Origin of the sequence: Lacisediminimonas profundi (assembly GCF_008831265.1) — a bacterium.
In the GTDB taxonomy this organism is placed as follows: Bacteria; Pseudomonadota; Gammaproteobacteria; order Burkholderiales; family Burkholderiaceae_D; genus Lacisediminimonas; species Lacisediminimonas profundi.
Genome location: NZ_VTTH01000009.1, coordinates 57574 through 83173, shown reverse-complemented (window position 1 = coordinate 83173; position 25600 = coordinate 57574). Strand labels below are relative to the sequence as shown.

At 61.1% G+C, this 25600-nt stretch carries 23 protein-coding genes; 15 read left to right on the top strand and 8 right to left on the bottom strand.

Going from position 1 to position 25600, the window contains the following annotated elements; all coding sequences use genetic code 11:
* Position 1 precedes the first annotated feature (1 nt).
* Entirely contained in the window at positions 2-334 is a 333-nt protein-coding gene (gene cutA, locus FVE66_RS19815) for a divalent-cation tolerance protein CutA (protein WP_151449216.1), read from the top strand.
* A gap of 13 nt (positions 335-347) precedes the next feature.
* Positions 348-2162, top strand: coding sequence for a protein-disulfide reductase DsbD (dsbD, locus tag FVE66_RS19810; RefSeq protein WP_241673302.1), 1815 nt, complete (start codon positions 348-350; stop codon positions 2160-2162).
* Positions 2163-2186: 24 nt separating this feature from the next.
* On the opposite strand, the gene FVE66_RS19805 is transcribed toward dsbD, so the two are convergent.
* From FVE66_RS19805 to yihA, 3 genes are all read right to left on the bottom strand, one after another.
* Entirely contained in the window at positions 2187-3266 is a 1080-nt protein-coding gene (locus FVE66_RS19805) for a magnesium transporter CorA family protein (RefSeq protein WP_151449214.1), read from the bottom strand.
* A gap of 27 nt (positions 3267-3293) precedes the next feature.
* Positions 3294-4310, bottom strand: a complete 1017-nt coding sequence (hemB, locus tag FVE66_RS19800) for a porphobilinogen synthase (protein ID WP_151449213.1) — start codon at positions 4308-4310, stop codon at positions 3294-3296.
* A gap of 140 nt (positions 4311-4450) precedes the next feature.
* The gene (gene yihA, locus FVE66_RS19795; protein WP_151449212.1) at positions 4451-5233 is read right to left on the bottom strand and encodes a ribosome biogenesis GTP-binding protein YihA/YsxC; all 783 of its coding nucleotides are present in this window, start codon (positions 5231-5233) and stop codon (positions 4451-4453) included.
* A 210-nt stretch (positions 5234-5443) separates the two neighbouring features.
* On the opposite strand from yihA, the gene FVE66_RS19790 reads away from it, so the two are divergent.
* The 5 genes from FVE66_RS19790 (at position 5444) to FVE66_RS19770 (ending at position 11317) form a co-directional block, all read left to right on the top strand.
* Entirely contained in the window at positions 5444-6106 is a 663-nt protein-coding gene (locus FVE66_RS19790; RefSeq protein WP_151449211.1) for a c-type cytochrome, read from the top strand.
* A 130-nt stretch (positions 6107-6236) separates the two neighbouring features.
* Positions 6237-8354: a cytochrome c biogenesis protein ResB gene (locus tag FVE66_RS19785; protein WP_151449210.1), complete on the top strand. Its 2118-nt coding sequence runs from the start codon at positions 6237-6239 to the stop codon at positions 8352-8354.
* Positions 8355-8430: 76 nt separating this feature from the next.
* On the top strand, positions 8431-9588 hold the full coding sequence (gene ccsB, locus FVE66_RS19780; RefSeq protein ID WP_151449209.1) for a c-type cytochrome biogenesis protein CcsB: 1158 nt from the start codon (positions 8431-8433) through the stop codon (positions 9586-9588).
* A gap of 93 nt (positions 9589-9681) precedes the next feature.
* Positions 9682-10656, top strand: a complete 975-nt coding sequence (gene msrP, locus FVE66_RS19775) for a protein-methionine-sulfoxide reductase catalytic subunit MsrP (protein WP_151449208.1) — start codon at positions 9682-9684, stop codon at positions 10654-10656.
* A gap of 10 nt (positions 10657-10666) precedes the next feature.
* The gene (locus tag FVE66_RS19770; protein WP_151449207.1) at positions 10667-11317 is read left to right on the top strand and encodes a protein-methionine-sulfoxide reductase heme-binding subunit MsrQ; all 651 of its coding nucleotides are present in this window, start codon (positions 10667-10669) and stop codon (positions 11315-11317) included.
* On the opposite strand, the gene lysA is transcribed toward FVE66_RS19770, so the two are convergent.
* Both lysA and lptM read right to left on the bottom strand, forming a co-directional pair.
* Complete coding sequence (gene lysA, locus FVE66_RS19765; protein WP_151449206.1) at positions 11314-12588, bottom strand: diaminopimelate decarboxylase; 1275 nt, start codon at positions 12586-12588, stop codon at positions 11314-11316. The genes FVE66_RS19770 and lysA overlap by 4 nt on opposite strands.
* A 10-nt stretch (positions 12589-12598) precedes the next feature.
* The gene (gene lptM, locus FVE66_RS19760) at positions 12599-12829 is read right to left on the bottom strand and encodes an LPS translocon maturation chaperone LptM (RefSeq protein WP_161993350.1); all 231 of its coding nucleotides are present in this window, start codon (positions 12827-12829) and stop codon (positions 12599-12601) included.
* A 46-nt stretch (positions 12830-12875) separates the two neighbouring features.
* On the opposite strand from lptM, the gene cyaY reads away from it, so the two are divergent.
* On the top strand, positions 12876-13211 hold the full coding sequence (cyaY, locus tag FVE66_RS19755; protein WP_151449204.1) for an iron donor protein CyaY: 336 nt from the start codon (positions 12876-12878) through the stop codon (positions 13209-13211).
* 4 nt (positions 13212-13215) lie between these two features.
* Here the strand turns inward: cyaY and FVE66_RS19750 are convergent, their stop codons facing one another.
* A complete protein-coding gene (locus FVE66_RS19750; protein WP_151449203.1) occupies positions 13216-15558 on the bottom strand; it encodes a penicillin-binding protein 1A in 2343 nt (780 codons plus the stop codon).
* Between the two features lie 323 nt (positions 15559-15881).
* Here FVE66_RS19750 and FVE66_RS19745 point away from each other — a divergent pair, with 323 nt between their 5' ends.
* The 7 genes from FVE66_RS19745 to FVE66_RS19715 all read left to right on the top strand — a co-directional run bounded on the left by FVE66_RS19745 (position 15882) and on the right by FVE66_RS19715 (position 23836).
* Positions 15882-16964 (top strand): pilus assembly protein PilM, encoded by a 1083-nt coding sequence (locus FVE66_RS19745; RefSeq protein ID WP_241673301.1) that lies wholly within the window; start codon positions 15882-15884, stop codon positions 16962-16964.
* Positions 16961-17632 (top strand): PilN domain-containing protein, encoded by a 672-nt coding sequence (locus tag FVE66_RS19740; RefSeq protein ID WP_151449201.1) that lies wholly within the window; start codon positions 16961-16963, stop codon positions 17630-17632. The genes FVE66_RS19745 and FVE66_RS19740 overlap by 4 nt, the downstream gene beginning before the upstream one ends.
* 15 nt (positions 17633-17647) lie before the next feature.
* The gene (locus FVE66_RS19735; protein ID WP_151449200.1) at positions 17648-18304 is read left to right on the top strand and encodes a type IV pilus inner membrane component PilO; all 657 of its coding nucleotides are present in this window, start codon (positions 17648-17650) and stop codon (positions 18302-18304) included.
* A complete protein-coding gene (locus FVE66_RS19730; protein ID WP_338325414.1) occupies positions 18301-18843 on the top strand; it encodes a pilus assembly protein PilP in 543 nt (180 codons plus the stop codon). Before FVE66_RS19735 ends, FVE66_RS19730 begins: the two co-directional genes overlap by 4 nt.
* On the top strand, positions 18840-20954 hold the full coding sequence (locus FVE66_RS19725; RefSeq protein WP_151449199.1) for a type IV pilus secretin PilQ: 2115 nt from the start codon (positions 18840-18842) through the stop codon (positions 20952-20954). The genes FVE66_RS19730 and FVE66_RS19725 overlap by 4 nt, the downstream gene beginning before the upstream one ends.
* Before the next feature lie 81 nt (positions 20955-21035).
* Positions 21036-22703 (top strand): bifunctional shikimate kinase/3-dehydroquinate synthase AroKB, encoded by a 1668-nt coding sequence (gene aroKB / locus FVE66_RS19720; RefSeq protein WP_241673300.1) that lies wholly within the window; start codon positions 21036-21038, stop codon positions 22701-22703.
* Positions 22700-23836, top strand: a complete 1137-nt coding sequence (locus tag FVE66_RS19715; protein ID WP_151449197.1) for a deoxyguanosinetriphosphate triphosphohydrolase — start codon at positions 22700-22702, stop codon at positions 23834-23836. The genes aroKB and FVE66_RS19715 overlap by 4 nt, the downstream gene beginning before the upstream one ends.
* Positions 23837-23864: 28 nt before the next feature.
* Here the strand turns inward: FVE66_RS19715 and FVE66_RS19710 are convergent, their stop codons facing one another.
* Both FVE66_RS19710 and hpf read right to left on the bottom strand, forming a co-directional pair.
* Positions 23865-24947, bottom strand: a complete 1083-nt coding sequence (locus FVE66_RS19710) for an enoyl-CoA hydratase/isomerase family protein (protein ID WP_151449196.1) — start codon at positions 24945-24947, stop codon at positions 23865-23867.
* Positions 24948-25120: 173 nt separating this feature from the next.
* Complete coding sequence (hpf, locus tag FVE66_RS19705) at positions 25121-25483, bottom strand: ribosome hibernation-promoting factor, HPF/YfiA family (protein WP_151449195.1); 363 nt, start codon at positions 25481-25483, stop codon at positions 25121-25123.
* Between the last annotated feature and the right edge of the window lie 117 nt (positions 25484-25600).

Below are 25600 nucleotides of genomic sequence, written 5' to 3'. Positions count from 1 at the left end.
AATGGATAGTGCAAGCGTCGTCCTGTGCAACGTGCCCGACCTCGATACCGGACGGGCAATTGCCCGGATACTGGTCGAGAAGCGACTTGCCGCGTGCGTCAACCTGCTACCCGGCGTGCAGTCGATCTACCGATGGCAAGGGCAGGTCGAGGAAGCGCCAGAGGTGACCATGGTGATAAAAACCGCGTCGTCCCGATATCAGGAATTGCAGCAGGCGATCCGCTCTGCGCATCCCTATGAAGTCCCGGAGATCGTATGTCTTCCGGTCGCGGGCGGGTTGCCGGCCTATCTGGACTGGGTGATTACTGAAACAAGGAAAGAGCTGGATGTTTAAGGGAAGTCCATTCATGTCGATAAGGGCAGTGCTGATCTGGTTTGCAGCCTTGCTGGCCATGGTTCCGTTTGCCTCTGGCGCGGCCGAAGACTATCTCGAGCCAGAAGCTGCGTTCAGGTTCTCGGCCCGCATGGCTGATGAGAAAACCATTGAAGTGCGATACGAGATCGCTGACGGTTACTACATGTACCGTGAGCGCTTTGCGTTCAGGGCGGAAGGTGCCGGGCTTGGCACACCAGACCTTCCGCCGGGCAAGGTGAAGTTCGACGAGACCTTTGGCAAGGACGTCGAAACTTACCGCAAGTCGGTGACGATCCGCGTGCCGGTGACTGCCGACCAGCAATTCAAACTGATCGCGACCAGCCAGGGTTGTGCCGACAAGGGACTTTGCTATACGCCGATGGACTCCGAGATCCGCCTGTCGCCCAAGCCGGGCAGCGGCTTGTTGTCTGCCGCGCGCAATGCGCTGGAGCCAAATGCCACGCAGGCGCCGCCACCGGGGGCGACAGCGCCTGCGGCCGGCAAGCTTGCTGCCGGTCGTGAGATGGGAAGGATAGAAGCATCCCTGCAAAGCGGCCGGCTGGCCTTGATCGTGCCGCTGTTCATCCTGCTCGGCCTCGGCCTCGCATTCACGCCCTGCGTGCTGCCGATGGTGCCGATACTTTCGTCCATCATCGTCGGCGAGGGCAGCAAGTCCGGAAGGGCGCGCGGGTTCGCACTGGCGCTGTCCTATTCACTTGGCATGGCACTGGTCTATACGGCGCTGGGTATTGCGGCCGGACTGGTAGGCGAGGGCCTTTCCGCCAGTCTCCAGAACCCGTGGGTGTTGTCGGCCTTTGCGGGGTTGATGGTCTTGCTCTCGCTCTCCATGTTCGGCTTCTACCAGCTCCAGATGCCAGCCGCGCTACAGACTCGCCTGATGCAGGCCTCTGGCCGCACGGGCGGCGGCAAGCTGCTTGGCGTGGGACTGATGGGTGGAATCTCGGCCCTCATCGTCGGCCCCTGCGTCGCCGCACCACTCGCCGGCGCCTTGGTCTACATCAGCCAGACACGGGATGTGGTGACCGGCGGCAGCGCCTTGTTTGCCATGGCAATGGGCATGAGCATTCCCTTGCTGCTGGTTGGCCTATCCGCTGGCACGCTGCTGCCGCGTGCCGGAGCCTGGATGGACACCGTCAAGCGCTTCTTCGGCGTACTGATGCTCGGTATGGCGGTGTGGATGGTCACGCCCGTCATTCCAGGATGGATCGCAATGCTTGCGTGGAGCCTGCTCGGTGCCGGTGCCGGGATCTGGCTATTGCGCAGGAGCAAGACCGGTTGGGTTTTCAAGATTGCGGGCGTGCTTTTTCTCGTGGCTGGAGCAGTACAATTTGTCGGACTTGCCACCGGCGGGCGCGACCCGCTTGAACCAATTGCGCATTTGACCGGTCAAGCGCGCCCGATCGAATTTCAGCCGGTGCGCTCGGTTGCAGAACTCGACCAGGCATTGAGGCAGACCGGCGGCAAGATCGCGATGCTCGATTTCTATGCGGACTGGTGCATATCGTGCAAGGAAATGGAGAAGCTGACATTCACCGATGCGCGGGTTCGCGCGGACCTGGAAAAGATGGTGTTGCTGCGCATCGACGTCACTGCCAATAATGCCGACGACAAGGCAATGCTGAAGCGTTTCGGCTTGTTCGGACCGCCCGGGATACTTTTCTTCGACGCCGAAGGGCAGGAAATCCGGCCCGCGCGCGTGGTGGGCTACCAGGCTGCGGAAGAATTCCTGCAGTCACTGTCATTGACTGCAGCGCAACCCGCCAGGCCGTCGCCACGTGGCTTGTAGCTGGCTGCAAGTCGTATAGTGTTTCTATTTCGGGTCGGGACCGTCGTCGAGATAGTGCTGGCGGCGGAACAGGAACAGCAGGACCACGACCACCACCGCCATTATTCCGATCGCCATCCAGAATCCCTGTTTTTCGCGCAGCAGCGGCATGTCAATGAAGTTCATGCCGAAGATACCGGTGATCAAGGTCAGTGGCATGAACAACGCGGTGATCACGGTCAGCATGCGCATGATCTCGCTGGTCCGGTGCGCCATTGCGGCGAAGTGGATCTGGACCGCGGTTTCAATCGACGATTCAAGCCGCCGCGCATGGTTCAGTACCCGGGTCACGTGCTCCATCAGATCGTTGATGCGTACCAGCAGCAGGTCGCTGCCGTGCCCTTGCGGTAGCTCCGACAGGTTGTCGACGAAATGGTCGCGCAGCTCCTGCAGGGCATCATGTTGCTCTTCGCACAGATGCTCCAGCCGGCGCAGTTCCACCCGGGCATCCAGCAGCGACATCCAGTTGTTGAACTGTCGGCGAGGGTTGAGCAGCGTGCGTTGCCAGCGATCGATCTGATTCGACAGCGGCTGTCGCAAATCGAGATATTGATCCACCATGGCGTTGAGCAGTCGCAGCATCAACTCCTGGGCAGACTGTGGCAGTCTTGACTGGCTGCCGCGCGGCCGTTGATCCAGCAGCTTGGCGCGTACCATTTCCACCGTGCGGCTGCCGGCTGCATGAACCGTCACCAGGGCGCGGTCCAGAAGCAGGAAGGTAACCGGCACGGTCGAAAGCTTGCTCACCGCCGGTGGCAGGCGACGCTCGCCCGCCTGCTCCTGTGCGGCCTCGGTGCCGCCCAGCAGTAGCTTGCGGAACACCAGCATGTAGTAATCGTGCGTCGCGTCGAAATAGGACGGATGCCGGAGATTAACGGCGTCGGTCAGGTGCGGGTCATACACCTGGATGCCGGTTGCTTGTTGCAGCAGGTCGCGCCAATGTTCCGGATCGGCCTGCACCTCGTCGTGGGTGAAGTCGAGCCAGTAGAACCCGCTGGACGGAAGGCCGACCGGCAGTTCGCTCAACAACTTCGCCTGACCATCCGCTACCAGGAATGCGTCCAAGCTGACCCCCTCCGGTTGATCGACAGGCTAGTTGGATTGCTTCAACAAGCGTGCTATGTCACGGGCAAAGTAAGTCAGCACGCCGTCAGCGCCTGCACGCTTGAAAGCGAGCATCGCCTCCATCATCGCCTTGTCGTGATCGAGCCAGCCGTTCTGCGCGGCGGCCTTGATCATCGCGTACTCTCCGCTCACCTGATACGCGAAGGTGGGCATCCGGAATTCGTCCTTCACCCGCCGCACGATGTCGAGGTAGGGCATGCCGGGCTTCACCATCACCATGTCGGCGCCTTCGGCGATATCGAGCGCAACTTCGCGCAAGGCCTCGTCGCTGTTGGCCGGATCCATCTGGTAGGTGGCTTTGCTGCCCTTGCCGAGGTTGGTCGCGGATCCGACCGCGTCGCGGAACGGTCCGTAGAATGCGGATGCGTATTTTGCCGAGTACGCCATGATGCGGGTATGGATTTGTCCCTGCTCCTCCAGTGCGGCGCGGATGGCGCCAATGCGTCCGTCCATCATGTCCGACGGGGCGACGATGTCCACGCCCGCCTGCGCCTGCACCAGAGCCTGCCGCACCAGGATCGCGGTGGTTTCGTCATTCAGCACATAGCCGTCGTCTGCCAGCACGCCATCCTGTCCGTGACTGGTGTAGGGATCAAGGGCAACGTCCGTCAGGATTCCCAGTTCCGGAAAGCGCTGCTTGAGTTCACGCACTGCGCGCGGAACCAGGCCTGCCGGATTCACTGCCTCGATTCCGTCCGGCGTTTTCAGCGAGGGGTCGATCACCGGGAACAGCGCGATCACCGGGATGCCCAGCGCCACGCAGTCCGCTGCGACGGCGAGCAGCACATCGACCGACACCCGTTCAACTCCCGGCATCGAGGCGACACTCTCGCGCCGGTTCGTTCCCTCCAGGATGAACACCGGGTAAATCAGGTCCGAGGGAGTGATCGTGTTCTCGCGCATCATCGCGCGCGAGAACACGTCCTTGCGCATGCGCCGCATGCGGATTTGCGGAAAGCCAGGCTTTGGGTCGGTTCGCGTCATGGTGTGTTCTGTGAAGAATTGGATGAAGAATCCGGAATTTAACGAAACTTTTTTCGCTCAGGGAGTCTCTACCACAGCAGGTGATTCGTCACCTCCCGCTTCTCCTCCCTGAGCGGGGCCGGCCGTTTTCACGGCCGGCGTTACTGCCCTGGAGATGCTCCCCTTTCTCCAGGGCTTTTTTCTTCGTCGGCGGCATCTTTTGCGGCAGCGTCGGTATTGGCCTCAATGTCGTCGGTAGCGTTGGCAACGTCGGCATCCTCGCCGCCCAATCCAAGCCACCCCTCGATTCGTTCGGTAGCCTCTTCAAGGCCGGTCCGCTTCAGCGCAGAGAACAGCTGGGCAGTGAACGGGAACGGCTGCCCCTTCTCGTCGACATAGCTGGCAAGGATGGTGCGTGCCTGCTTGAGCGCATTGGTGCTGTCGTTGCGGTTGAGTTTGTCGGCCTTGCTCAGCAGGCAATGAATCGGCTTTCCGGTTGGCGCGAACCACTCAAGCATCTGAATATCGAGGTCGGTGAAGGGGCGTCGGCTGTCGATGATCAGGACCAGTCCGGCCAGTTGCTGCCGGGTTTGAACATAGTCGCCCAGCAGAATCTGCCAATGGTCCTTGGCCGATCCGGACACCTCTGCGTAGCCATAGCCCGGCAAATCGACCAGGAAGCCCTTGATCTCATCGACCCGGGTCGGGTCCTTGCGGTGTTGCCCGACATGGGAGCCGCCGATCGAGAAATAATTGATATGCTGGGTGCGGCCAGGCGTCTTGGAGGCGAAAGCCAGCCGTTTCTGGTTGCACAATACGTTGATTGCGGTGGACTTGCCGGCGTTCGAGCGTCCTGCAAAGGCGATCTCGGGCACCTGCGTACTTGGCAGGTCGCGCAGGTGGTTGACGGTGGTGAAGAAGCGCGCTTGCCAGATTTGGGACATGAGGGAGGGTAGAAAATACAGGGGGGAGGCGAAAATGCCCGGAAGCTATTGTACAATATCGGGTTGCGTACGCCGAGAAGTCAACCGGATCTCCCTCCGGTCAGTACCCGGCGCGTGAGGTCGGTAGTCCGGCGCGATAGGTACTCAGGTATTCCATTCCAGCGCCATCGGCCATCAGGGCAGAATTTTAAATCTTCTCAGGGTGTTTGAATGAACCGTGCATTGATCCCGTTTCTGAAGTCGGCGTTGCTGGTAGTGCTGGCCGCGACCTCCATGGCTGGCCAGGCTGCGCAAGAAAAACCGGCCGCCAAAGCCGATCCCGCCAAGGGCGAAGCGATCTACACCAATGGCGACGCCGCTCGCAATATTGCTGCGTGCGTCTCCTGTCATGGCGCTGCCGGCAATTCGACCATCGTACAGAACCCCAAGCTGTCGGCACAGCACGAAGCCTATCTGGTCAAGCAGCTGACCGAATTCAAGGGGCCGACCCGGAACAATCCGGTCATGACCGCCATTTCCAAGCCATTGACCGACGACGAGATCAAGAACATCGGCGCTTACCTCGCCAAGCAGCAGGCGAAGCCGGGCGCAGCCAAGAACAAGGCTACGGTCGAAATGGGCAAGAAAATTTATCGGGCCGGTATCGCCGAGAAAAACATTCCCGCCTGCGCAGGCTGCCATTCTGCCAATGGCGCTGGTATTCCCGCGCAGTTCCCGCGTCTGGCCGGCCAGCATCAGGACTACACGGCAGCCCAGTTGGTGAATTTCCGTACTGGCGCGCGCAAGAACAGCGAGCAGATGACCACGATTTCCAAGCGCCTGTCTGACGACGAAATCCAGGCGGTCGCCGATTACGTTGCCGGCCTGAAGTAAGCCGCTTCAGGAATCAGCAGCGGTTGACGCTGCACCAGAAGACCAGACATCGGAAATCGGAATGACGGACAAAGGGGGTGGCGAATGCCGCCCCTTTTGCTTTGGATTGCAGCCCCCACTTTTGGCAGACATGGATACTACGACGTCAGGCATTGAACTCCAGACCCAGCGCCGCTGGTTGCGCGACTTCGTCGAGATGCTGTCGTCGATGCGCTTCGCCATCAGCTTGTTGAGCCTGATCGCCATCGCGTCGGTGATCGGCACCGTGCTCAAGCAGAACGAGCCGATGCCAAACTATGTCAACCAGTTGGGACCGTTCTGGTTCGAGGTGTTCGGCAAGCTTGGCCTGTATGCGGTGTATTCGGCCTGGTGGTTCCTGCTGATCATGGGATTCCTGGTGGCTTCGACTTCGCTTTGCATCGTGCGCAATGCACCCAGGATGCTCAGCGACATGCGCAGCTGGCGAGAAAACGTGCGGGAACAATCCTTGCGCAATTTCCATCATCGGGCCGAGTGGTCTGAAGCGAGCGGCGAACAGGCCATGCTGCAGCGCGCGCTGGCCGTCGTCTCCTCCCGCGGCTACAAGGTCAAGGTGGTCCAGAAAGATGGCGCGGCCCTCCTGACCGCCAAGCGCGGCGCCGCCAACAAGTGGGGCTATATCCTGGCCCACTCGGCGATTGTGATCATTTGCATAGGCGGATTGCTTGACTCGGACCTGCCGATCCGCTTCCAGCAGTGGGCATTCGGCAAGACACCGTTTTCCGGTAGCGGCGTAATTGCCGAGATTCCCGCAAAGCACCGGCTCGGGCTGGGCAACCCCAGCTTCCGCGGCAATACCCTGATACCCGAGGGCGGCAAGAGCGACACCGCAATCCTGCCGCAGGCGACCGGCGTGCTGATACAGGAATTGCCATTCACCATCGAGTTGAAAAAGTTCGTGGTGGATTTCTATTCGACCGGCATGCCCAAGCTGTTCGCCAGCGAGGTGATCGTCACCGATAACGAGACCGGCAAGCAGTTTCCGGCGACCATCAAGGTGAACGAGCCCCTGATCTTCAAAGGCATGGCGGTGTACCAGTCGAGCTTCGAGGATGGCGGCACCAAATTGAAAGTCACCGGCTATCCGATGGTGGGCGAGCGCAGCTACGGGTTCAAGCTTACCGGCGAGGTTGGCGGAACGACGCCGCTGTCCAGCGATCGTGGCAATGAATACACGGTCGAGTGGAGCGGATTCCGGGCATTCAATGTCGAAAACATGGCGGCCAACGGCGACGTGCGCGCGGTGTCACGCAACAAGACCTTGGCCGAAAGCCTGGATTCCCGGCTCGGCTCTGCTGCCAAGGCCGGCGGCAACAAGGACTTGAAAAACGTCGGTCCGAGCCTCCAGTACAAATTGCGCGACAAGACTGGGCAGGCGCGGGAGTTCCATAACTACATGCAGCCCGTGCAGGTGGACGGAGCATGGGTGTTCCTGGTCGGCATGCGGGAATCGCCGTCCGAGCCATTCAAGTATTTGCGCATTCCTGCAGACGACAAGGATTCGGTCGAGGAATGGATGCGGCTGCGGGCGGCAATCAGGAACCCGGCATTGCGCGAACAGGCCGCTCGTCGATATGCAGCCAAAGCGATGGCGGCAAACGCCGATGGCGGCATGCAGGATCGGCTGCGGCAGTCGGCCTTGCGTGGCCTGGAGATATTCGCCGGGGACGAGCAGCAGGCGGGCTTTCTCGCCATCTCCCGTTTCCTTGAGAAAATTCCCGCCGCCGAGCAGGAAAAGGCAGCCGACATTTTCATGAAGATACTGAACGGCAGCCTGTGGGACTTGTGGCAGGTGGCGCGGGAGGCGGACGGATTGCCGGCGCTGGCTGCCGACGAGAAGCATGGCAAGTTCCTGCAACTGGCGACCAACGCCCTGGCCGACGCCTTCTTCTATCGTGCACCGGTGTTTCTGCAACTCAACGAGTTCGATGAGGTCAAAGCCTCGGTGCTGCAGGTGACGCGCTCGCCCGGCAAGAATGTAGTGTACTTTGGCAGCCTGCTGCTGGTGCTGGGTGTGTTCGCGATGCTGTACATACGCGAACGCCGCTTGTGGATATGGGTGCGTCCGGACGGGCAGGAGGGCGGCGCTCACGCGCTGATGGCCATGAGCACCCAGCGCAAGACCCTCGACTTCGAGAAAGAATTCGAATCCATGAAGATCGACCTGACTGGAGCCGCCACGCCGGCCCGGGCGGCTTCCGGCAGCTGAACCCGAGCTCAACTATACTGGCGGCGCTTCCCTTCGCGGAGGCGCCGCCAACGACGGATACGTCTGGAGAAATACAATGGATATCGCACAAGAATCAGCGCGTGGCTTCTCGCCCGCGCCCGGGTTTTTCAAACGGCTGACGGTCCTCGACTGGCTGTATGCAGCCGCACTGCTGGGCGGCGCATTGTTTGCGCTGAACCGCTACGGCAGCTACATGGATGTGTACGAGAAAGCCATCCTCCTGCTGTCCGCCCCAGTTTTTGCATGGCTTGGCTGGAACTGGCGCGCGGCACAAGCGCTGATGGCAGGGCTGGCGCTGCTGTCGCTGGGGGCCATTGCGCTATATGACGGCTCGCTGGCAGCGGCAAACACGAAATTCCTGCTCAAGTACCTGTTGTCGAGCCAGTCGGCGATTTTGTGGATGAGCACCTTGTTCTTTCTGTCCACCCTGTTTTACGTCGGCGGCCTGGCGCTGCGATCCGAAACCGGTGGCTCCATCGGCAACAAGCTGTGCTGGTCCGCCGTCGTCTTCGGTTTTACTGGCATGCTGGTGCGCTGGTACGAATCCTATCTGGTCGGCGCAGACGTCGGGCACATTCCGGTCTCGAACCTCTATGAAGTGTTCGTGCTGTTCTGCCTGATCACCGCGCTGTTCTACTTGTATTACGAGCTTCAGTACCGCACGCGCGCCCTGGGTGCGTTTGTCATGCTGGTCATTTCGGCTGCGGTTGGATTCCTGCTCTGGTACACGATCAGCCGCGAGGCGCATGAAATCCAGCCGCTGGTTCCTGCCCTGCAGAGCTGGTGGATGAAGATCCACGTCCCGGCCAACTTCATCGGCTATGGCACATTCGCACTGGCGGCTATGGTTTCGATCGCCTACCTGCTGAAGTCGCATGGCCACCTTACCGACCGCCTGCCATCGCTCGAACTGCTCGACGACGTGATGTACAAGGCGATTGCCGTCGGGTTCGCATTCTTTACCATTGCAACCATCCTCGGCGCACTGTGGGCTGCTGATGCCTGGGGCGGCTACTGGTCCTGGGATCCGAAAGAAACCTGGGCGCTGATTGTCTGGCTCAACTACGCGGCCTGGCTGCATATGCGGCTGATGAAGGGCTTGCGCGGACGGGTCGCGGCATGGTGGGCGCTGGTGGGGCTGCTGGTGACCACGTTTGCCTTCCTCGGCGTGAACATGTTCCTGTCCGGACTGCATTCCTACGGCCAGTTGTGACCGCCCCGGCGACTCCTGCCGAAATCGTGTAAGGTTGGCCGGTTCCGCCCGACCAAGGCATACACCTATCGAGCAAGCTGCCCAGGAGTCGCCATGTTGATCAAACGTAGTCCCAACGGCATCGATCTGCCGTTTCCTTCCGAGATCACGCCGCGCGCGGTATTCGAGTCCCGGCGCGCTTTCATCAAGCAATTGGCACTGGGCTCCATCGGCGGCGCCGCGCTGCTTGAAATGGCCAGCCGCGAAGCCTTTGCGCAGTCCGGACAAAGGCTGCCCGCGCGAGCAAATCCCTCCTATGTCGTGATGGACAAGCACACGGCATACAAGGACGCCACCAGCTACAACAACTTCTACGAATTCGGCACTGACAAGGACGAGCCGGCAGGCATCGCATCGGTAATGAAAACCCGGCCCTGGACGGTGTCGATCGAAGGCGAGGTGGCCAAACCGCTCACCCTCGACTTCGACAGCCTGAGCAAGCTCGCTCCCCTCGAAGAGAGGGTGTACCGGCTGCGCTGCGTGGAGGGCTGGTCCATGGTGATTCCATGGGTAGGCTATTCCTTCTCGAACCTGATGAAGAAGGTCGAACCGAACAGTAACGCGAAGTTCGTCGAATTTACGACGCTTGCCGATCCGAAGCAGATGCCGGGACTCAATAGTCGCGTTCTCAAATGGCCTTACGTCGAGGGTTTGCGCATCGACGAGGCCAACCATCCGCTGACGCTGCTGACATTCGGCATGTACGGCGAAGTGCTGCCCAACCAGAATGGGGCACCGGTGCGCATGGTGCTGCCGTGGAAATATGGCTTCAAGTCGGCAAAGTCGATCGTCAAGATCCGTTTTGTCCGCGAGCAGCCGCAAACCGCCTGGAACCGTGCGGCGCCACGCGAGTATGGCTTCTATTCGAACGTGAATCCCGAGGTCGACCATCCGCGCTGGTCGCAGGCAGCCGAGCGCCGGATCGGCGAGGACGGACTGTTTGCGAAGAAGCGCAAGACGCTCATGTTCAACGGCTACAGCGAGGTTGCGCCCCTGTACGCGGGGATGGACCTGAGGAAGTTCTACTGACGGGTGAGTGATGTTCCACCCGAACTTCCATCCGACGCCCGGCCAGCTCAAGGCGATCAAGGGCGTCCTTTTTGCTGCCGCATTGCTGCCGTTCCTGCGGCTGGTCGTCTTCACGCTCACCGACAGGCTGGGCGCCAATCCGATTGAATTCATTACCCGCAATACGGGTGACTGGACGCTTTATTTCCTGTGCATCACGCTGGCCGTCACGCCGCTGCGGCGGCTGACGAATTGGCCGTGGCTGATCCGTTTGCGCCGCATGCTGGGCTTATATGCTTTTTTCTATGCCTGCCTGCATTTCCTGACCTTTCTCTGGTTCGATCACTTCTTCGATCTGCAGGAAATGTGGAAGGATGTGATCAAGCGGCCCTTCATCACCGTCGGATTCATTGCCTTCCTGCTGCTGATTCCGCTGGCGGTGACGAGCAGCAACGGCATGGTCAGGAGGCTGGGAGGCAAGCGATGGCAGTTGCTGCATCGGCTGGTGTACCTCATCGCCGGACTGGGTATCCTGCATTACTTCTGGATGAAGGCCGGCAAGAATGATTTTGCCCAGCCGATCCTGCTTGGCAGCATTGTGCTGGCACTGTTGCTGTTCCGGCTTTGGTGGGCATGGTCGCAGCGGCGCGTGAGAGCCGCTGCACCGGCCCGGCGCAGTTAAGACTGGGCGGGAAGTTGCTCCAGGGCGAACAGGCTCTCAGGCGTCTCGCGTTGCCGAACCAGCGTGCATCGTGAACCGTCGACCAGCACTTCCGCAGCCCGGCCACGGGTGTTGTAGTTCGACGCCATCGTCATGCCATACGCACCTGCGCTGTTGATCACCAGCAGGTCACCTTCGGCCACGACCAGTCCACGATCACGGGCAAGCCAGTCGCCGGATTCACATACCGGTCCGACCACGTCGTACTGAACCTCATCGCCACTGCGTTGCGTGACCGCCTGCACGCCCATCCAGGCTTCATACATTGCCGGGCGCATCATGTCGTTCATGGCGGCGTCGACGATGCAGAAATTCTTTTCCTCCCCCGGCTTCAGGTATTCGATCCTGGTCAGCAGCACGCCGGCATTGCCCACGATCGAGCGGCCAGGTTCGAAGCACACCTTGATCGGCCGGCCGCCATGTTTCTGCTGGCGCCATGCGTCGATACGCGCGAATACCCGGCCCAGGTAATCCCCGACCGCGACCGGTTGCTCATCGTCATAGGTAATGCCGATGCCGCCGCCGAGATCGAGATGGTGGATCGGGATTCCCTCGGATTCCATGGTGTCGATCAGGTCGATCAGCTTGTCGAGCGCTTCCAGCAGCGGCGCGTCGTCCAGCAGTTGGGATCCGATGTGGCAGTCAATACCGACGACTTCGATATTGGGAAGGCTGGTCGCCAGGCGGTACGCATCCAGGGCGTCGGTAAAAGCAACGCCGAACTTGTTCGCCTTCAGGCCGGTCGCAATGTAGGGATGCGTCTTCGGATCGACGTTGGGGTTGACCCGCAAACTGACCGGCGCGCGTTTGCCTGCTTCGCCCGCGACTTCATTGAGCCGCCGCAGTTCGGGAATCGACTCCACGTTGAAGCACAGGATATCGTGCGACAGTGCCAGCCGCATTTCGTCGCGCGTCTTGCCGACGCCGGAAAACAGGCATTTGCGCGGATCGCCGCCGGCTGCGATCACGCGCAGCAGCTCGCCGCCAGAGACCAGGTCGAAGCCTGCCCCGCGCGAGGCCAGCAGGCGCAGGATCGCCAGGTTGGAGTTGGCTTTCATTGCATAGCAGACCAGGGCATCCCGGCCGGCGCAGGCATCGGCATATGACGCGAAGTTTTCCAGCAGGGACTGCTGCGAGTAGACGTAGGTCGGCGTGCCGAAACGACTGGCAATGTCTGCCAGCGATACGGATTCGGCATGCAACTCGCCGTTGCGATAAGAAAAATGGGACATGAACAAAGGCCTATCGGGTTCCCGGGTAGGGAATCGTGGTGGTTGGCGCTGGCCGCTGCAATTGCGCGTCGTTCGCGGCCGGGACGGTACCGGGCACAGGGGCCGGCGCCGTGACAGCGCTTGCAGGCGCGGATTGCCCGGAATTGGGCAGGTAGAGCGGTCCGGTCTGTCCGCAGCCGCTTGCCAGGAAGGCGATTGCCGCGGCCAGCGCGACATGCAAAGGCAGGACTAGGTGCTTCACGTTTAGAATCCGGGATGGACAGACGAATGAGTGATTGGAGTTTAGCATGACGGAATCGGAATTCCTTGCCCTGGCGGAGTCGACGCTAGCCGCAATAGAGGCGGCGGCAGAACGCCTGGCCGACCAGGACGACCTCGACCTGGAGTGCAGCCGTCGCGGCAATGTGCTGGAGATCGAGTTGCCCGGAAACGGCGGGAAAGTGATTATCAACAGCCAGGCGCCGATGCAGGAAATGTGGGTGGCGGCTCGTTCGGGTGGCTTTCACTATCGCCAGCAGGAAGGGCGCTGGATCGACACGCGCAGCGGCGCGGAATTGTTCGAAGCGCTATCGAAGATATTGAGTGCGCAAGCCGGGCAGCCAGTAGTCCTGGCGCCCGGCTAAGCCGCTAGAACAGTTCGCTCTTGACTTCGTCCCGCGCGCGATTTCCCTCGGCCGGGCCGCCTTCGGGGCCACCAGCGCCAAGGCTGCGAACGCTGTTTGATGGCGGGTACTCGGCGTAATAGTAATCCCCATTGGCCGTGATCAAGCCTTCTGGCGCCGGGCGTTCTTCTACCGGAACCCCCTTGAGCGCTTTTTGCATGTAGTTGATCCAGATCGGCAATGCGACGCCGCCACCGGTCTCGCGATTGCCGAGATTGCGCGGCTGGTCGTATCCGATCCACGCCACGCCGACCAGTTTGGGCTGATAGCCGGCGAACCAGGCATCGATCGAGTCGTTGGTGGTGCCGGTCTTGCCTGCCAGGTCGGTCCGCTTCAGCGCCAGCGCCTTGGTCGCCGTGCCCTGCCTGACGACATCCTTGAGCATGCTGTCCATCAGGAAGGCATTGCGGGCGTCGATCACCCGGTTGGCCTCGTCGCCGGCTTTTTCGGGCACAGCCTGGCTCAGCACGCGGCCGCTGCTGTCCGTGATTTTGGTGATGAGGTAAGGGCTGACCTTGTATCCGCCGTTGGCGAATACCGCATAGGCGCTCGCCATCTGCAACGGCGTTACTGCACCCGCGCCGAGTGCGAGCGTCAAGTAAGGCGGATTTTTCTCGGCATCGAAGCCGAAACGGGTAGCGTATTCCTGCCCGTATTTGGCGCCGATCTTGTGCAGTATCCGGATCGAGACCATGTTTTTCGATTTGGTCAGGCCGCGACGCATGCTCATCGGGCCTTCGTACTTGCCGTCGTAGTTCTTCGGCTCCCACGCCTGTCCGCCAGTCTGGCCGGCGTCGAAGGTAATTGGCGCGTCATTGATGATTGTGGCCGGAGACAGGCCCTTTTCCAGCGAGGCGGAATAGATGAAGGGCTTGAACGACGAACCCGGCTGCCGCCACGCTTGCGTTACGTGGTTGAACTTGTTGCGGTTGAAGTCGAATCCGCCTACCAGCGCGCGAATCGCCCCATCGGTGGTGTTGGCCGCGACGAATGCCGACTGCACTTCCGGCAACTGGGTGACGGCCCAGTTCTTCCCATCCTGGATCACGCGGATGATCGCGCCACGGCGCACCCGGCGGTTGGGCGGGGCCTTGTCGCTCAAGAGATTGGTTGCGATTGCCAGGCCGGGCCCGGTGATCGTGATTTCTTCCCCGGACACCAGCATCGCCGTGATCTGCTTTGGCGACGCATCCAGTACCGCCGCGGCGACGATGTCGTCGCTGTCAGCACGATCGGCAAGCTCCGACTCGATGGCGTCTTCAGCCTGTTCCTTGTTGGCCGGAATCTCCATGTAGCCTTCCGGTCCGCGGTAGCCATGGCGCTTGTCGTAATCCATCACGCCCTGGCGCAACGCGAAATAGGCAGCATCCTGGTCGGTCTTTGTGATCGTCGTGAAAACGTTCAGGCCGCGGGTATAAGTCTCTTCCTTGAATTGCTCGTAAGCCATCTGGCGCGCCATCTCGGCGACATACTCGGCATGGATGCCGAACTCGCTGCTGTCAGTCTTTACACGCAGTTCCTGCTCGCGGGCCGTCTTGTACTGGGCTTGCGTGATGTAGCCCAGCCCGTGCATGCGCTCCAGGATGTACAGCTGGCGGGCGCGGGCGCGCTTGGGGTTGACCACTGGATTGTTGGCCGACGGCGCCTTGGGCAGGCCGGCCAGCATTGCCGCCTCGGCCACCGTGATCTCGCTCAGTTTCTTGCCGAAGTAGATCTGGGCCGCGGAGGAGAAGCCATAGGCGCGCTGTCCCAGGTAGATCTGGTTCATGTAGACCTCGAGGATCTGGTCCTTGCTCAGGCTCTCCTCGATCTTCCAGGCCAGCAGGACTTCGTAGAGCTTGCGTTTTAGCGTCTGTTCGCTGGACAGGAAGAAGTTGCGCGCCACCTGCTGCGTAATGGTCGATGCGCCCTGCTTGGCGCCGCCAGACAGGTTGTGGACCGCTGCCCGCAGGATGCCCAGATAGTCGACGCCACCGTGCTCGTAGAAACGGTCATCCTCGATCGCCAGGACGGCTTTTTTCATGACATCGGGAATGTCCTTGAAACGGACGACGTTGCGCCGCTCCTCCCCGAATTCGCCGATCAGGACGTTATCCGCTGAAAAAATCCGCAGCGGCATTTTGGGACGGTAGTCGGTCAGGGTATCCAGGGCCGGTAGGTTCGGATAGGCCATGACCAGCATGAAGCCGATCAGCAGCAGGCCGCCCAGGCCCAGTCCGCCGAGGATGCCACCGGCGGTCAGGGTCAGCTTGAGCGCGAGACTACGTTGCTTGCTGGGTGGGGTGCTGCCGGAAGCGGAGGATGCCATTCGGTGAGCGGAGGGGAAGAGGATGGATGCCGCGCATTATAACGGCGCGGACGGCACCCTGCGATGGTGCCCGCGTAACAGGAAGTTAATGAGTACTTACCCTCTTTGCAACACCCGCGTGGGGTTTTGGCAACGGGTCCCTGCTTACTCTGCAGAAAATCTTTACATGGGGATACCCCGTTGCTACGATTTAATGTAACGATTGATAAATATTTGCTAACTCCAAGTATTTAAACAACTTTTGCCAGAAATTCCGGTTCCTCACCGGCTCAGACAACCAAGGAGAGGGCTGGTTCACCGACCAGCCTTCCGGAGATATGCCCTTGTCATTCGATATTGCGTCCTTACTGGGCAAACGGAACGCGCCACTGATTGGCTTGGACATCAGCGCATCCGGTGTCAAGCTGGTCGAGTTGTCCTTGGCGGCGCCCGAGGAGTATCGGCTTGAACGCTGCGCGATCGAGCCGCTTCCGCGTGGCGCCGTCGTCGACGGCAACATAGAAAACATAGAACAGGTTTCCGAGGCGATCCGGCGCGTATGCAAGAAGAGCGGCACCCGTGCCAAGCTCGCCGCGCTCGGACTGCCGCCGGCCTCTGTCATCACCAAGAAAATCATCCTGCCTGCCGGCCTCTCCGAGGAAGAACTGGAGATCCAGGTCGAAACCGAAGCCAACCAGTACATCCCGTTTGCCCTTGACGAAGTCAGCCTCGACTTCGACGTGATCGGTCCGGTCGCCAACTCGCCGGAGGATGTCGAGGTGCTGCTCGCGGCATCGCGCAAGGAGAAGGTCGAGGACCGGGTTGCCGTCGCCGAGGCGGCTGGCCTGAAGGCGATCGTGATGGACATCGAATCGTACGCGGCGCGCGCGGCGATCGAACGGGTCAACGCCTTGTCCCGGCAGGATGGGGCAAGCCGCATCACGGCCCTGTTCCAGATTGGCGCGCAGGTGACCCACGTTTCGGCGCTGTTGAATGGCCAGGTGCTGTACGAACGGGAGCAGCCATTCGGCGGCAACCAGCTCACGCAGGACATCGTGCGCAGCTACGGCTTGTCGCAGGAAGAGGCGGAAGCCAGGAAAAAATCCGGCGACCTGCCGGACGACTACCAGACCGAGTTGCTCGAGCCGTTCCTCGAAAATGCCGCGCTGGAAGTGACCCGCGCGATTCAGTTTTTTTTCACCTCCACGCCTTACACCCGCATCGATCAGATTTTCCTGGCTGGCGGATGCGCCGCCATGCCGGGCCTGGTGGATATTGTCGCCAGCCGGACCGAAGTCAACACTTCCGTCGTCAGTCCTTTCAAGGGCATGCAGCTAGGCCAGGACGTGCGCGAGAAGCAGTTGCGGCTGGATGCGCCCGGTTACCTGGTCGCCTGCGGGCTGGCAATGCGGAGGTTCGACAAATGATACGGATCAACCTCCTTCCGCACCGCGAGGAAAAACGGCGGGAACGCAAGAACGCGTTCTATGCATCGCTGGTCGCCTCGGTACTGACCGGTGGCGTCATCGTGCTCGGGGTCGGAAGCTATTTCGGCACACAGATATCGAACCAGCAATACCGGAATGCCTTCATCAAGGGCGAAAATGCAAAGCTGGACCTGCAGATCAAGGAGATCGCGTCCCTCAAGCAGGAGATCGACGCCCTGAAGGCACGCCAGCAGGCGGTCGAAGACCTGCAAAGCGATCGCAACCAGCCGGTTTACCTGATGGTCGAACTGGTCAAGCAGGTGCCGGAGGGGATCTATCTTCGCTCACTGAAGCAGACCGGCCAGCGCGTTGTCCTGAACGGCATCGCTCATTCAAACGAGCGGGTGTCCGAGTTGCTGCGCAACCTCGGCAACAGTTCGTCGTGGCTGGAACGGCCGGAGCTGGTTGAAATCCGTTCGACGCCAATCGGCACCAAGGACGCGCGCAAAGCCTTCGACTTCACGGTCAACGTCGGAATCCGGCGTGCCCGCGACAAGGAAGCAAATGCCCAGACGCCAGTACCGGCGCTGCAGAATGTCTCCGCACCTGGCGCGCCGGCTACCGGCACGCCACCGCCCGCTGGCAATCCCGCAGCTCCCAAATCGTAGGATGAGATTCGCATCATGGCAGACGTGAAAAATTTGGGCGAGCGACTTGGCGCGCAGTTCCGCGGGCTGAATGGACGGCACCCCGGCCAATGGCCGCTGTTGCCCCGGCTACTGTGCGGAGTTGGCGTGCTGGTGGGCGTATCGGTGCTGGGCTGGTACCTGTACTGGGATGGCCAGATGGAGGAACTCGAACTCGGCGAGCGCGAAGAGGCGAAGCTCAAGGACGAGTACAAGCTCAAGATACAGCAGGCGGTTAACCTGCCTGGACTGCGCAAGCAGAAGGAACAGGTCGGCGAATACGTGGCGACGATGGAAAAGCAGTTGCCGAGCAAGGCCGAGATGGATGCGTTGCTGCAGGACATCAGCCAGGCCGGACGCGGACGCGGGCTGCAGTTCGAGCTCTTCAAGCCGGGGCAGGTGCTGGTCAAGGAGTATTACGCGGAGCTGCCGATCGATATCCGGATCACCGGCAACTACCACGACATTGGCGCCTTCAGCAGCGACATTGCAAACCTGCCACGCATCGTCACGATCAATAACGTATCGCTGACGGCGGCGAAGGACAACACGCTGTCAATGGATGCGGTGGCGAAGACCTTCCGTTACCTCGACAAGGACGAGGTGTCCGCGCAGCGCAAGACAACCACGGCCGCCAAGGGGGCAAAGAAATGATGCGCATCCCGAATCGGCTGGGAATGCTGTGGCTGTTGCCAGCGGTGCTGGTCGCCGGTTGTGGCGACAGCGGCGAGCAGGAAGTACGGACATGGATGAACGAGACGCGCAGCCAGACCCGGGTGTCCGTCCCCAAGCTGATCGAACCGAAGAAATTCACGCCCTTCCTTTACAGCCAGAAGGGCGAGATCGACCCGTTCAATCCGGTCAAGCTGCAAGTCGCGCTGGCCCGTCAGCAGTCAGCTACTTCCAGCAAGCTGCGCCCGAATATGGAACGGCGCCGCGAGGCGCTGGAGGCATATCCGATGGATAGCCTGAAGATGGTCGGTACCCTGCAGTCCAGGGACCTGCGTTTCGCGTTAATTGAAGTTGACAAGCTGGTCTATCAGGTCAAGATCGGCAACTACATGGGTCAGAACTTTGGCATGGTGACGCGCATCACGGACAACGAAGTCGAACTCAAGGAAGTCGTCCAGGATGCGGGCGGCGAGTGGATAGAGCGCAAGGCCAAGCTGGAGCTCCAGGAGAGCAAAAAATGAAAAAAGAAAATATCCGGCTGGCGGCATGCCGCTTTGGCCTGCAGGTTGCATGTGTCGCTGCGCTGGCAAGTGCCGCTGGCGGCGCTTACGCCGCGCAGGGAAACGCCATCGAATCGATCACGGCCAATCGACAGGGGGCCGACGTGGTGGTCCGGATCAACCTGAAGAACCCGCTGGTAAAACAACCGATCGGCTTTTCCATCAGTAATCCGGCGCGTATCGCGCTCGACCTGGCCGATACGGCAAATGCCACGGGCAGCACGACCAGGGAAATCGGGCTGGGCGATGTCCGCAACGTGAATGTGATCCAGGCCGGCGACCGCTCCAGGCTGGTGTTCAACCTGAAGCGCCCCTTGAATTACTCGACCACGGTGGACGGCAAGACCATCGTGGTGAAGATGGATGGCTCGCCCGAAGTCGCGGCCGCACCTGCGAGTTCCCCTGCGGCGGACAGCACGGCCAAATCCGGGTCAGGGTCCACTGGCGCAGCGGTCCGCCAGGCTATCCGTGACGTCGACTTTCGCCGCGGTCCCGCAGGCGAGGGGCGGATCGTGGTCGAACTGCCTGGCAGTCCGGGAGGCGTGGACGTGCGTCAGCAGGGACAGACGATCCTGATCGACTTCCCGCAAACATCGCTTCCCGACGTGCTCCGGCGTCGCATGGACGTGGCGGATTTCGGCACGCCGGTCAAGGCGATCACGACGGTTACCCAGGGCAGCAATGTCCGGATGACCATTGAACCCAAGGGGACTTGGGACTACAACGCCTATCAGAACGATACGCAGCTGGTGGTTGAAGTGCGGGCCGTGAAGGACGATCCGACCAAGCTGGGGCAGGGCACGCAAACCTACCGCGGTGAGAAGCTGTCGCTGAATTTCCAGAATGTCGAGGTGCGCGCGGTGCTCCAGGTGATCGCCGATTTCACCGGACTGAATATTGTCACCAGCCCGTCCGTGGGCGGCAACCTGTCATTGCGGCTGAAAGACGTGCCGTGGGACCAGGCGCTCGATCTGGTGATGCAGGCGACCGGACTGGACATGCGCCGCAATGGCTCGGTGCTCTGGATTGCGCCCAAGGAAGAATTGCTCACCAAGGAGAAGCTCGAACTGGAGCAGCGCTCGCAGATCGCCGAACTGGAGCCCTTGCGCACCGAGACTTTCGAATTGAGCTACCAGAAGGCCGACGCCTTCAAGGCCTTGCTCGACAATGCTGGTGGCCGTGGCGTATCCATACTGTCCAAGCGCGGTAGCGCCATGATCGACCAGCGTACCAACCAGGTGTTCGTCACCGACATTGCCTCCAAGGTTGAAGCGGTACGCAATCTGGTGCAGAAGGTCGACGTCGCCAGCCGCCAGGTCCTGATCGAGGCACGAATCGTTGAAGCAAACGACACCTTCAGCCGCAACCTCGGCGCCAAGCTGGGATTCGGCGTGCAGGCGACGGCCAACGGCGGCACGGCTGCCACCGGCGGACAACTGATCACGCCCGGCCCCTCGGTCGGGTCGGTTGGCGGCAACTCGGTGAACCTGCCGGCGCAAGGTATCGGCGGCGCCACTGTCGGGTCCGTCGCGCTCACCCTTTTCAATGCGGCTGCAACCCGTTTCATCAGCCTGGAACTTTCGGCGCTCGAGTCGGATGGCAAGGGCAAGGTCCTGTCCAGCCCACGCGTCATCACCGCCGACAAGCTGAAGGCGACTATCGAGCAGGGCACCGAGCTTCCCTACCAGACGGCAACCAGCAGCGGCGCCACTTCGCTGGCTTTCCGCAAGGCCAATCTCAAGCTCGAGGTGATCCCGCAGATTACGCCCGATGGCAACGTGATCCTGGACGTCGACATCAACAAGGACAGCGTCGGACAGGCAACCTTGCAAGGCTTTGCGATCGACACCAAGCATGTGAAGACCCAGGTGCTGATCGACAACGGCGGGACGGTAGTCATCGGCGGCATCTACATCCAGCAGGATCGCGAGACGATCAACAAGGTGCCGCTGTTCGGCGATATCCCGGTCGTTGGCAATCTGTTCAAATCGACTGCCCGCACGAATGACAAGACCGAGTTGCTGATCTTCCTGACGCCCAAGGTCCTCAACGACAAAGTGGCCGTGCGATAATCCGGTTTTACAATCGGCAAACCCCCGGCGGCTGCCGGGGGCGCACAAAACGTGTCCCGCAATATCTTCCTGGTAGGGCTGATGGGGTCTGGGAAGACCACCGTCGGCCGCGCACTGGCGCGCAAGCTCGACCTCCGGTTCGTGGACTCCGACCACGAAATCGAGGCGCGCACTGGCGCGACCATCCCGCTGATCTTCGAGATTGAAGGAGAGGAAAGCTTCCGCCAGCGCGAAGCGGACGTCATACGCGATCTCACGCAACAGGATGGCATCGTGCTGGCAACCGGCGGCGGCGCAGTCCTGAATGCCGCCAGCCGCGAATTCCTGAAAACGCGGGGAACCGTGATCTGGCTGCGGGCGAGCGTCAACAGCATCCTGCAACGCACCGGCCATGACCGCAACCGCCCGCTGTTACAGACCGCCGACCCGCGCAAGCGGCTGGAGGAGCTCGCGGTCCAACGTGAACCGTTGTACCGCGAGGTCGCTCACATGACGGTCGATACCGGCCGCCCGAATGTCCAATCGCTGGTACAGTCGATCCTGCAGCAGCTTGACGCCCGCGAAGGCCGCACGGGCCGTCCTTGCGACGATGCCGCACCCACTCAATCATCCCCGAACCTGATGAATCCTGCCGCCGCACCTGAAAGCCAAGCCGTTCCTGCCACCATCGCCCTGACGGTTGACCTGGGGGAGCGCAGCTACCCGATCACTATCGGCCAGTCCCTGCTGGATGATGTGGCCGGCATTGAGGCCGCGGTGAAGGGTCCGCGGGCCGCGATCGTGACCAATACGGTGGTCGCCCCACTTTATCTGGAACGCTTGAAGTCGACTCTGAAAGCAGCGGGCAAGAGCGTGATCGAGGTCATCCTGCCGGATGGCGAGGAGGAAAAGAGCTGGCCGAACCTGATGCGAATCTACGATGTTCTGCTGGGGGAAAAATGCGACCGCAAGACCACGCTGCTTGCTCTTGGCGGCGGCGTCATCGGCGACATGGCCGGCTTCGCCGCAGCCACCTACATGCGCGGCATACCGTTCGTGCAGATACCGACGACCTTGCTGTCGCAGGTCGATTCGTCGGTGGGTGGGAAGACGGCCATCAATCATGCCTTGGGCAAGAACATGATCGGCGCGTTCTACCAGCCGCAGGCAGTCATTGCGGACACGACCACGCTCAACACCTTGCCTGCGCGCGAACTGTCGGCAGGCCTGGCCGAAGTCATCAAGCATGGCGCGATCATTGACGTGCCGTTTTTTGACTGGATCGAAGCCAATATCGGCCGCCTGATGGAGCGGGACCCGGAAGCGCTGGCTTATGCGATCAAGCGCTCCTGCGAGATCAAGGCCGAGGTCGTGCGCCAGGACGAGCGCGAGAGCGGCCTGCGCGCGGTGCTGAATTTCGGGCATACATTCGGCCACGCCATCGAGTCCGGACTTGGCTACGGCAACTGGCTGCATGGCGAAGCAGTGGGCTGCGGAATGGTGATGGCAGCCGACCTGTCGCATCGTCTCGGCTATCTGGATGCCGGCAGCCGTGACCGCGTGAAGGCGCTGGTGCGCAAAGCCGGCCTGCCGGTCACTGCGCCGGACCTGGGCGAGTCGCGCTGGCTGGAACTGATGGAAGTGGACAAGAAGAATGAAGGCGGCGAGATCCGCTTCATCCTGCTCAAGCCGCTGGGAACGCCGCTGATCACCACCGTGCCCCAGGAAGCATTGATCGCTACGCTCAGGGACTGTACCCGACCAGAATGAATCCGGAAGCGCAACTCGCCAGTTACGCAGCAAGGTCTGATACCTCGCCCGGCCGGACCTGGCGGGAAGCGCCGTCGGCGTCGCGCTCTGAATTCCAGCGCGACCGCGACCGGATTGTCCACTCATCGGCCTTTCGCAGGCTCGAATACAAGACCCAAGTTTTCGTCAATCATGAAGGCGACCTGTTCCGTACCCGGCTCACGCACAGCATCGAGGTAGCGCAGATTGCCCGTTCGATCGCGCGCAACCTGCGCCTGAACGAGGACCTGGTGGAGGCCATCTCGCTGGCCCATGACCTCGGGCATACCCCCTTCGGCCATGCCGGCCAGGAGGCGCTCAATGCCTGCATGAAAGACTACGGCGGCTTCGAGCACAACCTGCAAAGCCTGCGCGTGGTCGATGCGCTGGAAGAACGCTATGGTGGCTTCGACGGCCTGAACCTGATGTTCGAAACCCGCGAAGGCGTGCTCAAGCATTGTTCAGCCCCCAACGCGCGCAAACTCGGTCCTGTGGGCCAGCGCTTCCTGCTCAACCGGCGGCCCTCACTCGAGGCGCAGCTTGCCAATCTCGCTGACGAGATTGCGTACAACAATCATGACATCGACGACGGATTGCGATCGGGCCTGCTGCAGCTGAAGCAGCTGGAGGACGTCGATCTGTTCGCCCGGCATCGCGTTGAAGTGGAACAGGCCTTCCCGGGAATTTCCGGCCGGCGGCTTATCAATGAAACGGTGCGCCGGATGATCAATGCACTGATCGTCGACCTGATCGACGCATCCAGCGCGAGGATAGCCGAGGTCCGGCCCCAGACCCTCGATGACGTGCGCGACGCGCCAGCCATGATTACATTTTCCGAGGGGATGGAGGCGGAAGCGCTGGTGCTCAAGCGCTTCCTGCGTGCCAACCTGTACCAGCACTATCAGGTGAACCGGATGACCAGCAAGGCGCGCCGCATCGTGCGCGAACTGTTCGAGGCATTCCTCGGCGAGCCGAATCTGCTGCCACCGGATTACCAGCTCACCGATGCGACACGCGAGCAACAGGCGCGCAAGATTGCCGACTACATCGCCGGCATGACCGACCGCTATGCGATGCGCGAATATCGCCGCCTGTTCACGGTCGACGAGGCCTGACAGGCTGCCAGGATTCTCGCCGGCCGCCTCAGTCCAGCTCGCGCAGCGGATGCGCGTAGTCCGGCCACGCAGGAACGAAATAGCGCGCGATGGCTTCGGGCTGCACGCCGGCCGCGCTGTCATGCTGCCAGCGCGGCGCATGGTCCTTGTCGATGACGCGTGAACGGATTCCTTCCAGCACCTCAGTCCCCTCGAAACTCCTCCGGATCATGGTGCGCTCCATGCGCAGGCATTGGGCAACGCTCATGTCCTGCGCGCGCCGCAATTGTTCGAGCGTGACGCACATCATCAGCGGGGACCGCTGCGCCATCAATTCAATTGCCGTGCGGGCGTAGTCGCCGTCGTCCGCTCGCAAGGACGCCAGGATGGACGGCAGGTCATCATGGGAAAAATGATGTTCAAGCGCGTCGATGTTGTTCCCGAAGACCCCGGTTGCGCATTCAATCTTTGCGTCCGGCTGATCAAGATGCTGCGCGAGCGCGTCCAGGCGCTTGCCTGGCTTTGCCCGTGCCAGGACATCGACGATGCCGGCCAGTGCGGTGGACCGCACTGCGCGATCCGCCAGTCCGGCATACAGCGCATCGGCCGCATCGATGACACGGCCCGTCAACGCCAGGTCATGGCCGGTGCGACGCGCCGCGCGGGACAGGAAGTAGCCGCCGCCCACGTCCGGAAACAGTCCTATGCTGACTTCCGGCATGCCCATCCGGGTTCGTTCCGTCACGATCCGCATGCTCGCGCCCTGGCTGATTCCCATGCCGCCCCCCATCACTATCCCGTCCATCAGGGCGACGGTAGGCTTGGGGTAGGTGTGGATCAGATGGTTGAGCCAGTATTCTTCGGTAAAAAAATCTTCCAGCAGCGCGCTTCCATCGCGCGGGCCGCCGCTGGCGACGCGATGGAAAAAGCGGATATCGCCGCCGGCGCAGAATGCGCGCTCGCTGCTGCTGCGTAACAGGACCAGGTCGATGCTGTCATCGTCGCGCCAGTTGCGCAGCGCTTGTGTGATGGCGCGGATCATGTCGAGCGAGAGCGCATTGAGCGCCTCGGGCCGGTTCAGCGTCAGGATGCCGACGCCGCCGGTTGTGCTTGAAATTACGTGGGGGTTCATGCGTGCTTGCGGCAGTTGAGGATAGCGATGCAGTGTACCGGCCTCGCACCCGATCCTCAATCCGCAATCCACAATCCTCATTCCGGAACTGGCGATGTCACTTCAATGACGGTGGTGGCGGGCAAAATAAAAGGGCGCCGCGGCGCCCCCCTTCAGTAGCAATGCGTCCCTGTTCAGCCGGGAGCCGCTTCCTCATTTTCCGGCTCGCCCGAGATGTGCTTGAGCGCGGCATGCTGGTGGTCCTGCAGCTTGGTCTTGTATTTGATGACCGCCCGGTCCAGCTTGTCGATCAGGCTATCGATTGCGGCATACAGATCCTGCGCGAAGCTTTCAACATGCAGGTCCTTGCCTCGTAGATGGAGATTGATTTCAGCCTTCTGTCGCTTCTCTTTCTCAGTAAGTTTCTCGACCGTCAGGATGACGACCACATCGATCACGTGGTCGAAATGACGCTTGATGCGTTCCAGCTTGGTTTGCACATATTCGCGCAATGCCGGGGTCAGTTCGAGATGATGTCCACTGATAGTGAGATTCATAGACCGCTCCTAAGAATATGTTGCCGGAGGTACGGCGCAGGCCTCTGCCACGCAGCACGCAGCAACTGGTGTGACAAGACTTCAGTGACTTCAGTACATATTCAGCGACTACAACTA